The organism is Stieleria mannarensis (genome assembly GCF_014154935.1).
GTDB classification, from domain to species: Bacteria; Planctomycetota; Planctomycetia; order Pirellulales; family Pirellulaceae; genus Stieleria; species Stieleria mannarensis.
This window is the reverse complement of the sequence record NZ_JACEHH010000009.1, coordinates 83108-96292: the sequence shown is the minus strand read 5'-3', so window position 1 is coordinate 96292 and position 13185 is coordinate 83108. Positions and strand designations below refer to the sequence as shown.

8 protein-coding genes are annotated in these 13185 nt (G+C 62.1%); 2 read left to right on the top strand and 6 right to left on the bottom strand.

Annotated features, from left to right (window positions below; genetic code table 11):
* Positions 1–75: 75 nt before the first annotated feature.
* From H1B37_RS08345 to H1B37_RS08330, 4 genes are all read right to left on the bottom strand, one after another.
* On the bottom strand, positions 76–4071 hold the full coding sequence (locus H1B37_RS08345; protein WP_182866180.1) for a hydantoinase B/oxoprolinase family protein: 3996 nt from the start codon (positions 4069–4071) through the stop codon (positions 76–78).
* Between the two features lie 72 nt (positions 4072–4143).
* Positions 4144–5487, bottom strand: coding sequence for a Trk system potassium transporter TrkA (trkA, locus tag H1B37_RS08340; RefSeq protein ID WP_182866179.1), 1344 nt, complete (start codon positions 5485–5487; stop codon positions 4144–4146).
* Complete coding sequence (locus tag H1B37_RS08335; RefSeq protein WP_147870234.1) at positions 5487–5678, bottom strand: hypothetical protein; 192 nt, start codon at positions 5676–5678, stop codon at positions 5487–5489. The genes trkA and H1B37_RS08335 overlap by 1 nt, the downstream gene beginning before the upstream one ends.
* A complete protein-coding gene (locus H1B37_RS08330; protein WP_182866178.1) occupies positions 5675–6310 on the bottom strand; it encodes a DUF6677 family protein in 636 nt (211 codons plus the stop codon). The genes H1B37_RS08335 and H1B37_RS08330 overlap by 4 nt, the downstream gene beginning before the upstream one ends.
* 262 nt (positions 6311–6572) lie before the next feature.
* Between H1B37_RS08330 and H1B37_RS08325 the strand changes: the two genes are divergently transcribed.
* Both H1B37_RS08325 and H1B37_RS08320 read left to right on the top strand, forming a co-directional pair.
* Complete coding sequence (locus H1B37_RS08325) at positions 6573–7271, top strand: hypothetical protein (RefSeq protein WP_182866177.1); 699 nt, start codon at positions 6573–6575, stop codon at positions 7269–7271.
* An 846-nt stretch (positions 7272–8117) separates the two neighbouring features.
* Complete coding sequence (locus tag H1B37_RS08320) at positions 8118–8318, top strand: hypothetical protein (protein ID WP_182866176.1); 201 nt, start codon at positions 8118–8120, stop codon at positions 8316–8318.
* 360 nt (positions 8319–8678) lie between these two features.
* Here the strand turns inward: H1B37_RS08320 and H1B37_RS08315 are convergent, their stop codons facing one another.
* A complete protein-coding gene (locus H1B37_RS08315) occupies positions 8679–10118 on the bottom strand; it encodes a DUF1501 domain-containing protein (RefSeq protein ID WP_182866175.1) in 1440 nt (479 codons plus the stop codon).
* The gene (locus H1B37_RS08310; RefSeq protein ID WP_182866174.1) at positions 10115–13162 is read right to left on the bottom strand and encodes a PSD1 and planctomycete cytochrome C domain-containing protein; all 3048 of its coding nucleotides are present in this window, start codon (positions 13160–13162) and stop codon (positions 10115–10117) included. The genes H1B37_RS08315 and H1B37_RS08310 overlap by 4 nt, the downstream gene beginning before the upstream one ends.
* Positions 13163–13185 lie beyond the last annotated feature (23 nt).

The following is a 13185-nucleotide window of genomic DNA, read 5'->3' as shown; positions in this document are numbered from 1 at the left end:
GGCGTGTCAGGTGGAGAGGTAGGAAGATTTTGGAGGTAGGAAAACTGGTGAGACGGAAAGGAACACACGGTGTCGTCATCGCGCATCAATGCGGTGTGACGGTTTCGGCTCACCCCAACCGCCTCCGCCCGGGGTTTCGATCCGCAGACGATCGCCGGGGCCGACTTCGATCGTCGTTGCCGCGGGCAGATCGACCGCAGGCTGGCCGGCCGGGATCAAGCGATTGCGACCGGGCAACCCGGCCCCGCCACCAAACACACCGTAGGGCGCGGTCGTCCGGCGACTGGTGATCAACGAAACCGTCAAGGGACGCAGGAATTCAAACTCGCGAACCAGCCCATCGCCGCCGCGGTGCTTGCCGACGCCTCCGCTGCCGCGACGGATCGAAAACTCCACCAATCGGATCGGCAGTCGCGATTCCAAGACCTCCGGATCGGTGATCCGGGTGTTGGTCATGTGCGTGTGCACGCCATCGGCACCGGGGCCGAAGACCGTCGCGCCGCTGCCACCGCCGATCGTTTCGTAATAACCAAACGACGCATCGCCGATCAGGACGTTGTTCATCGTCCCCTGACTGGCCGCAACGGATCGAAACACCGGCCTGTCCTGGTCGGTCGAACCGATCGCGCCGAGCAGCACGTCGACGATCCGTTGGCTGGTTTCCACGTTTCCTGCGACCACGGCGGGGCACTCGGCCGGGTCGGCCGAGTGCGGCGGCGACAACAATCCCGACGGCAATTGTAAATCGATCGGGCGCAAGGCACCGTCACACAGCGGAAGATTCGAATCGCAAAAGCAACGCATCACATACAGCACGGCCGAAGTGACGATCGACGGTGTCGCGTTGTAGCCGTTGGGATGCACAGCGCTGGTGCCGTCGAAATCGATGACCAACCGATCGCCTTGGCGAACCAGCCGGACCGCGATCACGGTCCCGTCATCCAACCTGTCTTTGAAGTGCATGTCCGATGTTGGCAAGCTGCCGATCCAGCGGACGACCGAGTCCGCGGCGACGTCCAACAAACGATCCATCATTTTTTGGACATGCGGCAGCGACAGTTCCGCGGTCATCTGTTTCAGTGCCCGCGCCCCCTCCTGCCCCGCCGCGATCTGGGCGTGAAGGTCCGCCAGGTTCTCAGCGACATTGCGCGAGGGAAACGGTCCGGTCGAAAGCAGTTGGCCGAGTTCGTCTTCATGGGAGACACCGTTTCGAACGAGTGCGAATCCGCGAATCAAAACCCCTTCTTCGGCCAGCGAGTGTGCCAGCGGTGGCATCGACCCGGGAGTCTTGCCGCCGATTTCGGCGTGGTGGGCGCGGCTGGCGACAAAGAACGACGGCGGGGAATCATGCTCCGTTTCACAAAAGACCGGCGTCACGACGGTGACGTCGGGCAAATGCGACCCGCCGGCATAGGGATCGTTGGAAACGTAGCAATCACCGGGCGACATCTCGGGAAAGGCCTTGGCGATCGCGCGAACGGTGTGTCCCATCGCACCCAAATGCACGGGCACGTGGGGCGCGTTGGCGATCAGGGTTCCGTCGCCGCAGAATACGGCACAACTGAAATCGAGTCGCTCTTTGACGTTCACGCTGACCGCCGTGCGGCGCAACACCTCGCCCATCGCGTCGGCAATGCTCTGCAACCGGCGGGCGACGATTTCCATCTGCACCGCTTCGTCGCCCTTTTCACCCGCGGCGGAGGGAATGATTTCACAGTCGGCGGCCGTCTCGGCAGGCGAGAGCGTGATCGTTCCGTCGTCGCACACGACACCCTGCCAGTTCGGTTCGACGATCAAGGTCGACTGGTCACTGACGACAATGCTGCCCGGTTCGATTGCATCACCGGCGGACAGTTGATCGCGATCGAGCAGTTTGAACGGGCGCCAGCGACCGCGATGAAACACCTCGGTCGTCTCCGGGTCATCGGACCGGTCGACCAGCCGAGCCCCCTCCAGCCGAGCCCCCTCCAGCCGAGCCCCCTCCAGCCAAGCCCCCTCCAGCCAAGCCCCCTCCAGCCAAGGCCCGTCCGCCGGGGAGACATCGCCGGTCGCTTCACAGCGCAACGAGACCAGTTCGATGCCATGGCCGTCCCGGCGGTAGCCGAAGCGGTTTTGGTGTTCGTGATGAAACCGCTCGGCCAAGGCTTTCAAGAATGTCTCGGGCGAATCATCAACGACCAGCGGGATCGATGAATCGGTGCCGACGTAGCGGCAGTCACATTCCAGGTGCGTTGTCACCGCCCCGTGTTGATCATGACGGAGCAAGTCGATCGTCTGGCGGGTCAACTGGTCGGCCGACGCTTGGAACTCATCTGCGGGGACATCGTCAAGCCGGCGATAGATGCCAACCGTTTCGATGCGTCCGCTCGACGCGACGCCCATGCCCACGGCGCTCAGCACGCTGGCTCGGGGATGATCCACGATCTGTCGGATTCCCAACGCATCGGCGACGCGACAGATCAGTTGGGCTGCCGCACCGCCGAAGCCGACCAGGGCGTGATCGCGGACGTCGACTCCGCGAGCGGTGGTGATCGCGCGGACCGCTTCGGCCATGTGGGTCACCGCGATATCCAAGAAGCCTTCGGCCAGCGATTCGATGCTCTCCGGCGGTGACGGCATCCGCTTTGCGACGTGGTCGATTCGTTGGCGAGAGGCCGCCGGAACCAGCGGGAAGGGAAACCGGTCGACCCGCAGTCGACCCAACAGCAGGTTGGCGTCGGTCACCGTCAGCGGCCCGCCGCGGCCGTAGCATGCCGGTCCGGGAGCGGCACCGGCGCTGGTCGGTCCGACGACCAAGCGTCCGCCGACGAAATCACAGATCGATCCGCCGCCGGCGGCCACCGTGTGAATGTCCATCATCGGCGTCATCACCCGCAGCTCGGCGATGCGAGTCTCGTAGCGCCGCCCCACCTGTCCGTCGAAACGGCTGACGTCGGTGCTGGTCCCGCCCATGTCCAAACCGATCGCCAACCCGCAGCGATGCTGCCGGGCGACGTGACGCAGCCCGACCACGCCGCCGGCCGGCCCCGAAAGCACACTGTCTCGGCCGCGGAACTCGTCGTGGCCGACCAGGTTGCCGCCGCTGGTCATCAACTGCAATTGGCACGATGGGCCACCGAACTGGCGTCGCACCCGGCCCACATAGGCCGACAGGATCGGATTCAAATAGGCGTCCAGCGTGGTGGTTTCGGCCCGCGAGACCAGCTTGATCAGCGGCGCCACTTCGCTGCTGCGGCTGATTTCGGCAAACCCGACGCGTCTGGCGATCTGCTCCACCGCGATCTCGTGGGCGGGATTCAGGTGCGCGTGCATCAGACAGATCGACAAGGTTTCGATGCCGGCATCGAGCAGGGTTTGCAGGCCGAATTCGATTTCGGCTTCATCGATCGCGACCTGTTCTTGGCCCTCGGCATCCATCCGGGCTCGGATCTCGAGCGTGCTTTCGGCCAGCGGAGGTGATTTGGCCAGCGCCAGGTCGAACAGTTCCGGACGGTCTTGTTCGCCGATCCGCAGCACATCGCCGAAGCCGTGGGTGACCACCAATCCGGCCGTCGCCCCGGACCGAGTCAACAAGGCGTTGGTGCCGCGTGTGGTTCCGATCCGCGCGGTCATCGGCGGCATCGGTGCGTCGATCGGAATGCCGGTCAACAGATGCGTCGCCAGCACCGGGGCTTCACGCCGGCAATCGATCTCCACGATGGCACCGGCGGTGAGTTGCCCGGCGACGTCGGCATCGATGTCAACCAGTGAGATCGTGGACCTGTCTGTGTCGTAGCCGGCGATTTGGCCGACGTAGTGATTGATGCCTTCGACCAGCCATTCAAGTTTGGCCGAGCGAAAGAAATGGTCGGGCAATCGACGGCCGGACAGTCCGCCCAGAAGTTCGTCGGGGATCTGGATCCGGAGCGTCGCGCGATCCGGCGCGTCGACAACGCGGCATCGGATCAGCCCGGTCGAAAGCACTTTGATGCAACCGGAATGAGAGGTTCCCGAGGGGTCGGTCCACACGGCCAAACAATCCGTAAACGTTCCACCGACATCGGCGCAAACCGAAAGCGTGTCGAGCGACATAAAAACGGAGTCCACTAGAAGGTAGCTACGATTGACCGCCGATCAGCAGTTGAACGATCAGCAGTTGCAAGATCAGCGGTTGAAAAGCGCCAGGCAGTCGGTGATGTGTTGCTGGTCGACCAGTGCGACGACGATGTCACCGGGTTGCAATTGATCGCTGGCGGTCGGCATGCGGATATAGCTGTCGCGTTGGATCGCGGTGATCAGACAGCGCCCGGCCAGCGGCAGATCCGCCAGGGTGCCTTCGGTCACACGAGCCCCCTCGACGATTTCCAGTTCGTAAACCGCAATCTTGCCGTTGGGCAGTCGGCTCTGGCTGATCACGGCGCCTTGGTTGAGGAACCCGAGGATTTGACGGGCGCCGACATCGCGTTCGCTGACGACGTGATCGATCCCCAGCTTGCCGACCACGTTGGCGTAATCGGGACGTCCGACCACCGCCATCACGCGGCGCGATCCCAGTTCGCGGGCCTCGACACAGGCCATGATGTTGCTTTCGTCACTGCCGGTGCAGGCGACGAAGTAATCCGCCGACCCACCGCCTTCGTCTTCCAGCACACTGCGTCGATTGGCGTTGGCATGCACGACGGTGCAGTTGGGAAGCAATTTTGCCAGTTGTTCGCAGCGGTCCTCGTCGAATTCCAGCAACGTGATGCGGTAATCGCTGCTGGGCAGCGCCCGGGCGATGTGGAATCCGATTTCACCGCCGCCGGCGATCAACACGCTGCGGCGTTTGCTGCGTTTGGTCGAGGTCGCGAACAACGCCCGGCTCTTATTCACGTCTGACGGCATCCCGATCAAACTGACCCGGTCTCCGACATGCAATTCATCTTCGCCGCTGGCCAACCACAGGTCGCCTTCGCGTTCGATCGATCCGATTCGAACCGAGCCGGGCATTTTCAAGTCGCGCAGTCGCTGGTCGGTCGCTTGCGATTTCGCTTCGACTTCGGTTTCATAGACTTCCAAATGCCCGCGGGCGAAGTGTTCCAACGGGATCGCATCGGGATTGCGGATCGCCCGGGCCAATTCAAAGGCGCTCAGCTGTTCCAGGCTCAGCAGCGCGTCGATTCCGAAATGGCTTTGGTAATCGAACGTGCTCGCGTCGCGGAACGCCGGGGCGTAGACGCGGGCCAGCGAGCGACGGGCGCCCAGGGCCTTGGCCATGCTGGCGGCAACCACGTTGGCTTCGTCGTCCCCGGTCACGGCCAGGCAGATGTCCGCGCTGCAAACGTCGGCTTGAAACAGAATCGTACTTTGCGACGCACTGCCCTGGATCGCGCGGACGTCCAGCTCGCTGTTGATCTGACGGACACGTTCTGGATCGATGTCAATGACGGTCACGTCATGCCGGCGACGACACAGCATGTCGGCGATCCAGTGTCCGACCGTTCCCGCACCCAACGTCAATACGCGCACTAAACCATCCAGTTAATCAGCAAGAGGATGACGAAAATGATCGCCATGAAACCGGTGATCCAACGTGCGGTGTAAAAGGCATGCTTGAGGATCGTTTGCGTGTCTTCGTGGCGTGTCGCCCCGAAGACCAAGGAGATCGAGATGATCAACGGGATATAGTACATCAGGTAGGTCGGGGAAATCGAAATCATTGGTTGACCTCCGGGTTCGTTTCGCCCGTGGCCGCCGACTCGGACGCATTGTTGTCGTCGTCGTTGTCGTCCGAATCGTCGTCTTTCTTTTTCCGTCCGCTGATCGGCACCGCCAGCGGACCGGCGTAGGCGTCGTAAATCACCAGGATGTTCAGCAGCCCCGCGATCATGGTGTACCAGGTGCCCATTTCATACCCCGCGCCGTAGGTCGCATACCAGGCGGATACCTCGTCCGTGTTGTCTTCGATGACGGGCCGGTGGGGCGGCGCCATGAAACCGCCCCAACGCGGTTCGTATGACTTTGAAGTGATCCCCTTGTTCGTATGCTTCCGCATGTGGTTGCCTTGGATCAGCGCCGGCAACGCGGCCGCCCCCACACCGGCTTGCAAAATGTAGTGCCAGCGACGGTCGCCGGGTTGCCAGGACGCATAGACCACGTGCCCACCGCCGAGCGCGAATCCCAACATCCAGGTCGTCAGGATGCACACCAAGTACAAACTGCCCTTGGTGTGCCGGCCCTGGTAAAAGTGCCCCGCACCGGGAAGCAGCCAAGCGAGCAGAGCCGCGAGTGATCGGTTCTTCAAGTCGATGCGTTGGGAGTCGACTTGGATCACAGTTTCGCTATTGGCCATGGATTGTTTGCGTTTGCGTGGGAAGGGAGGTTCGCCGGGTGCTGCATTTTGCGTGAAAGTCTTTCCCAGCGATAGCCGAGCCGATCATGACTCAATTCGAGCTTGACGCGTTGGAACGACGGGTGGTAACGGAGGTTTCTCTCGGTGCTCCGCAGGACGGTCCGCAAAACAGTGTTTCGGGACGCCGCCCCGATCCCCGACCACCTCGACACGTCGAACCTGGCAAGAACCCCTGATTTTTATTGGATTGTAGAACCACGCTATGGAAGCCTCAAACCCGACCGAATTGAAAATACGCGTTTCGACCCCCTCGGCCTTCTGCGAAAGCCTCCAAACCTGGCGCCGAAGTGACTCGAGCTGCGATCACGGTCTGTTCGTCCAATCGTTGCGGTTCTTGGCGGTGCTGGCCGTCGCCTGTTCGCTGACCGGCTGCGGAAGCCAAAGCGACAGTGACAGCGTGGCCCAGACGTCGGTTGCCCAAACACCGGGGGCCCAGCCCCCAGGTTCCTCCACGGGCGATCCCAACGATTCGGGGCGATTGCAGCCGACCGAGGTCGTCAGCCTGTTTCTTGATCGCGTCCGTCGCGGTGGCCAGGAAACGAGTTCCAACGAGTTGCTGACCAAACTTGCCCAGCAAGAACTGACTCGGATCGGTCGTCCGTTCGAGTTTCCCGGCTCGCCGGACACGGTGTTCGAGGTGCGTCAGTCGTTCCCGGTGCCAGACCAGGACGATGCCGTTTGGGTACACACCTACCTGGTCGAACCGAGCGAAACGGGGCAAAACTTCCAATACGAAGTCGTTTGGACGCTTCGCAAAGAATCCGAGGGCTGGCGCGTCAGCGGGTTTGCCATCGATCAAGGCGAAGGGCTGGAGCCGATGGAGTTCGACTTCGAAAATGGTGACGAAATGGCCGCACGGCTGGCCGCACTGGAAGGCCCCGAAGGCTCGGTCCAACGCTAATCAGACCGGTCCGACGCGCAAAACCGGATCCAGATCCGCTCGTTTTTGGAAAAATAGGCAATCTTTTCTTGCAATTATTTGCCCACTTTCTCCAAAACCAGCCCGTGACAAACTGCCCTACCGGCCACCCTTAAGGGTGGCCCGTGTGGGCTCCGTAGGTCGCGATTAAGCGAAAGATATATTGGTTTTTGCTTGGTTTTCCGCGATTGACACGCCGCCGGGCCGAAAATCGGAACGATCTTGTTGCACGAACTCAGCCCAAGAATTTCTGTCTCGTTTCAGGCGTTGGTGCGATTGACACGCCTCTGGCCAAAGTTACTTTATCGTCGAAATCACGTGGTCCGCAAACATTCCGTAAAGCACCTATTTTGCGTGTTCGGAAGTTTCGGTGATGGTCACCGATGCTGGAACCAACGGGGGAGCCTGGAGATGGCTTCTGATTTGACAAAGTGTGCGTAGAGGATCGCACCAGAAACTCCGAAACACTTGGGAGAAAACAATGAATCGGAATGTGGTCAGCGGGATCGCCGCGTTTGCACTTTTGGTGGGTGCGGCTCTCGCCATGAATGAATCGTCGGCTTACGCTGGCAACTGTGGTGGTGGATTGTTCTCGAAGCTGCATGCAAAGAAAGCATGTGGCGGCGGACTGTTCGCCAAGCTGCACGCAAGCAACGACTGCTGTGCTCCGGAGCCCGTCTACTGCGCACCGGAACCTGTCTGCTGCGAACCCGCACCGTCTTGCTGTGCACCCGAGCCGACTTGCGGTGGCCGAAGCCGTCCGAAGTTGTTCGCACGTCTGTGTGCAAAGTTGAAGGCCCGTAAGAGCTGCTGTGCTCCCGAGCCAGTTTGCTGCGAACCGGCACCGGCACCTTGCTGCGAACCGGCACCGGCTCCTTGCTGCGAACCCGCACCGGCACCTTGCTGCGAACCCGCACCGGCACCTTGCTGCGAACCGGCACCGGCGCCTTGCTGTGGTGCTCCCACACCGGCTCCGTGCGGCGGATGCGGCGGGGCAGTCGTTTCGGCTGCACCTTGTGCAGCCTGTGATGGCGGCGTCGTTGTCGAAGCTGCTCCCGCAGCCGAAGCTGCTCCGGCAGCACCCGAAGCAAGTGCAAGCGACGCACCGCCGGCTCCGACTCCGGATGCCGACACCAACATCTAAGCTCGGCAATCACGAGTTAGAAGGTTCAAGCCCGGTGCTGCATCACTGCAGCATCGGGTTTTTTTGTGGTGTGATGCGGGACCAAGACTCACCCTTGGGCAAAGATCGTCGAGCGCAGCGAGGGGCACGAGCACCAAATCAAGAATTCACCCTCCCTGGAAGGGAGGGTGAATTCGTAAACGCCTGTAAAGTCCGCGGTTAAAAAGCCGCAGGCCCTGCAAAGGAGGGGCCTGTCATTGGTTTGCTCAGCCCACCAGTTTTTCGATCACGTGGCCGTGAACGTCGGTCAATCGGAACGGTCGGCCGGCAAAGGTGAACGTCAACCGTTCGTGGTCGATGCCCAGTTGATGCAGGATCGTCGCTTGGATGTCGTGGACGTGAACCGCATCCTCGACGGGGTGGAATCCCAGGTCGTCGGTCTTGCCGATCGTTTGCCCGGCGCGCACGCCGCCACCGGCCATCCACATCGTGAAGGCTTGGGGGTGATGATCGCGGCCGAGTGAACGCCCGAGTGCCGCGCTGGCTTCGACCATCGGTGTGCGGCCGAACTCGCCACCCCAGACCACCAGTGTCTCGTCCAGCATGCCGCGTTGCTTGAGATCCTTCACCAGTGCCGCGCAGCCTTGGTCGGTGGCTCTGCACTGAGCTTTCAGCCCGCCTTCGACGTTGCTGTGGTGGTCCCAACCGCTGTGGTACAGCTGGATAAAACGAACGCCCCGCTCGGCCAGTCGCCGGGCGAGCAAGCAGTTCTTGGCAAACGATCCGGCGTCGTCGCGTTGGGTGCCGTACATCGAAAGCGTCTCGTCCGATTCGCCGGAGAAATCCATCAGCTCCGGCGCCCGCGTCTGCATCCGGTACGCCATCTCGTAGGACTCGATCCGCGAATTGATTCCATCGACGGCCAGTGATGCTTCGCGGCGGCGGTTCAGGTCGGTCAGCAGGTCCAACGTCGCCCGTTGGGTTTGTCGGCTGATTCCCGGCGGGTTGGCGACGTGCAAGATCGGGTCGCCGCTGGTGCGAAATGGGACGCCCTGGTGTTGGCCGGGCAGGAATCCGTTGCTCCACATCGCCGCGCCGCCGGACAGGTTGCCGCCGCTTTTCAGCACCACAAAACCGGGCAGGTCATCCGCCTCGCTGCCCAGGCCGTACGTCAGCCACGATCCCATCGCGGGGCGTCCGGGGATCGGGCTGCCGGTGTTGACGAAGATCTGTGCCGGCGCGTGGTTGAACTGGTCGGTGTGAACGCTGCGAATCAGCGCGACATCGTCGGCGATCTCGGCCAGATGCGGCAGCGGCTCGGCGATCTCCGCCCCCGACTGGCCGTAACGGTTGAACTTGAAACGCGGCGACAAGACGGCTGCGCCTGGTTGGATGAACGCGTAACGCTGGCCGGCGATCACCGACGGCGGGATCGGTTTGCCTTCCAGTTCGACCAGCTTGGGCTTGTGATCGAACAAGTCCAATTGGCTGGGGGCGCCGGCCATGAACAGGTAAATCACCCGTTTGATCTTCGCTCGATGGTGCAAGCCGCCGTTCAGCGACGTTGCACTGCCGGATGCACTGCCGGACGCGATGGGGGATGCGGCAGCGGTGTCGTCGGCCAGCAGCGATGCCAGCGAGATCTTGCCCAGCCCGATTCCACAGGCGGCAAACAATTGTCGACGCGTGACTTCTTTCAAATTCATGGTGTGGTGATTGCTTCGTCGGTATTCATCAACGCCCGGGCGACCAGCATCCAAGGTTGATCGTGTTCGGTTTGGCTGCGGTAGAACGCCAAGATCGCGTCCAGTTCTCCGTCGCTGGGCGAACGGACCAGGACGCGGCGGAACAGTTGCGTGGCGATCGCCCGCGGCGTGGGATTGGCATCATGCTCGGTGGCATCGCGGACGGCTTGTTCGGCCAGCCCGGCGGCAATTTCCAAGTACATTTCGTCGTTCAGCAGCGTCAACGCTTGCAGCGGCGTCGTGCTGGAATCACGTCTGGCGATGCAAAGTTCGCCCGAGGGCGCGTCAAAGGTCGTCATCGCGGCGAACGGCGCGGTGCGTTTGCTGTACGTGTACAGTGAGCGGCGGAATCGGTCGGCGCCGGTCGACGTCGGCCAGGCCGTGTTTCCATAGGCCAGTTGAACGACGGCCAACGGCTGGGGCGGGTACACGCTGGGGCCGCCGATCTGTCGACATAACAAGCCCGAAGCGGACAGGAACGCGTCGCGGATCCGTTCGGCGTCATAGCGGCGATAGGGAAACACGGACAGCAGCCGATTGCCGGGGTCTGTTTCCGGCGGTGTCCCGATCGCTTGGCGATAGGTCGACGAAAGCACGATTTCGCGGTGCAATCGTTTGATCGACCAACGATCACCAATTGCCGAAGTGTCTCGCAGGCGGGCGTCCAGATAGTCGATCAGGTCGGGGTGTGAGGGCGATTCGCTTTGTGTGCCAAAATCGCCCGCGGTCCGCACGATGCCGGTGCCGAAAAATTCACGCCACGCGCGGTTCGCCGTCACCCGTCCGACCAGCGGGTTCGCATCGCTGACCAACCACCGCGCCAATTCCAGCCGATCGGACGGGGCGTCGTCCGCACCGGTCGCGAGAAACTCCGGCACGGCCCCTTCGACCACTTCCTTCGGCTGCAGGTATTCGCCGCGGTGGTGACGCCGGGTGACGCGTGGATTGGTGGCCGGGCGTTCCTGCATCACCAACGTCCGAATGTCGTCGGGGATCTGCTTGCGCAAGGCTTCGATGGGCTTGCGGTGCTTGGCCATTTCCGGCGCGTCGCGCAAAAATTCCAGGGCCAGGGCACGCTTCAGCCGCGGCGATTTCGCGCCGGAGGATTTGGATTGAACCAACTCGCGTTGCAAGTCGCTGGAAATCTGCATCGCCTGGGGATTGGCATCGGTCGTCACATCGATGCGGAAGTGTCCCAAGCCGGCGACGTAATGTCGCTCGAACAACATCTCCAACGTCCACGCCTGGTTCAGTCGTGTCGGCGGATCGAGTGGGATGACCAGACGCTGGGTTTGACCGGCATCGCCGGGGATCGACCAGCCGGTAGATCCATCGCCGTCAAAGATGTTGCCGGGATAGGTTTTTCCGTTACCCGGTTTGGCGTTCGGTACCGAGGTGGTGCCGGCGGCGATCGTGACCGGGGTTTCACCGACCGACACGTCCAGTTCGCTCAAAAAGAAATCACCGCGCCGGCCTTCGTAAAACGCCAGCCCCGGACCTTTGGCGGGCAACGTCGGATGCGCGAGCGCCTCGATTCGGATCGCCGTGACGGGTTGGTCCGCGTCGATCGCCGGCATCGTCAACGTGTACACATCGCGTTTGGTCGCATCGCCCGAAGCCAGCACGGACCCATCATCGAGCACGGCCAACGTGGGCATGGTTGATTCCAACTGATCGGGAGCAACCGTCGTCCAATTGGAAACTTGGTTTCCGCGTTCGGTCTGCCACGTTTCCAACGCTCCCCGCAAGTCCGGGTCGGCGTCGTCGGAAAGCAGCACGCCGTCAACAATCTCTTGCTCCCGTTTCTCGATCCGTCGTCGCAGCGATTCACGCTGCTCGATCACCGCTTGGGGATCCGCGTTGAGTTCTGGTTCATCGGCATTGTCCATCAACGCCATCATCGCGTAGTAATCCGTGTGCGTCAGCGGATCGTACTTGTGTGTGTGGCATTGGGCACAGCCCGTCGTCAATCCCATCCAAACGGTGCCGGTCGTCGCGACGCGATCGACCATGGCATAGAAACGGTATTCCAGCGGGTCGATGCCGCCTTCTTCGTTAAGCATCGTGTTGCGATGAAATCCCGTGGCGATGCGTTGAGCGCGGGTGGCGTCGGGAAGCATGTCGCCGGCCAGTTGTTCGATCGAGAACTGGTCGAACGGTTTGTCGGCGTTGATCGCATCGATCACCCAATCTCGATACGGCCAAATCGTGCGGGGGCGGTCTTTTTCATAGCCGTTGGTGTCGCTGTATCGGGCCAAGTCCAACCACGGGCGGGCAAATCGTTCGCCGTATTCCGGGGCGGCCAGCAACCGGTCGACCAAGGCCTCATAAGCGTCGGGGCGTGTGTCGGACACAAACCGCCGGACCTCGTCGGGCGTGGGCGTGGTGCCCAGCAAGTCCATGTAGACGCGGCGGATCAACGCGACGGGTTCGGCGTCGCCGCCGGGGGATAGCCCGTGCTGTTCCATTCGGTGCAGCACAAATCGGTCGATCACGCCACGACACCAATCCGGGTTCTCGACGGTCGGCAGCGGCGGTTCGGTCGCGGCTCGGAACGCCCAGTGGGCTTTGTATTGGCCGCCCGAATCGATCCAGCGGCGCAGGGTTGCGATGTCACTGTTGCTCAGCGGCGGATGTCCGTCGGCCGGCGGCATCCGCAGATCCTCGTCGTCACTGGTCACCCGGAGGAACAATTCGCTCTCGTCGGCATCGCCGGGTATCACCGCTTGGTAGCCCCCCAAATCCTGGCGTGAACCCGATTGGGTGTCCAAGCGTAAACCCGCTTCGCGTGCGTCTTCGTCCGGCCCGTGGCAGGTGAAGCAGTGCTTGGCCAGGATCGGGCGAACGTCCCGATTGAAATCCGGGCCAGCGGAATCGGGCGTTGGGGCCGTTTGGGAGTCGGCGGCGGTGAGTGTGCCGACAGCCGAAATGGCGGCGACCGGTGACAACGCAAGGACGAGCCGCATCAACGACACGGTGGAAAGGCGTTTGATCGTAACAGGCATGATCGACGGCAGGGGGTGGGATG

Bases quoted from the DNA above. Each gene is read 5' to 3' on its own strand.
- H1B37_RS08310 (WP_182866174.1), bottom strand. From the start codon at position 13,162: ATGCCTGTTACGATCAAACGCCTTTCCACCGTGTCGTTGATGCGGCTC.
- H1B37_RS08330 (WP_182866178.1), bottom strand. From the start codon at position 6,310: ATGGCCAATAGCGAAACTGTGATCCAAGTCGACTCCCAACGCATCGAC.
- H1B37_RS08325 (WP_182866177.1), top strand. From the start codon at position 6,573: ATGGAAGCCTCAAACCCGACCGAATTGAAAATACGCGTTTCGACCCCC.
- H1B37_RS08335 (WP_147870234.1), bottom strand. From the start codon at position 5,678: ATGATTTCGATTTCCCCGACCTACCTGATGTACTATATCCCGTTGATC.
- H1B37_RS08345 (WP_182866180.1), bottom strand. From the start codon at position 4,071: ATGTCGCTCGACACGCTTTCGGTTTGCGCCGATGTCGGTGGAACGTTT.
- H1B37_RS08315 (WP_182866175.1), bottom strand. From the start codon at position 10,118: ATGAATTTGAAAGAAGTCACGCGTCGACAATTGTTTGCCGCCTGTGGA.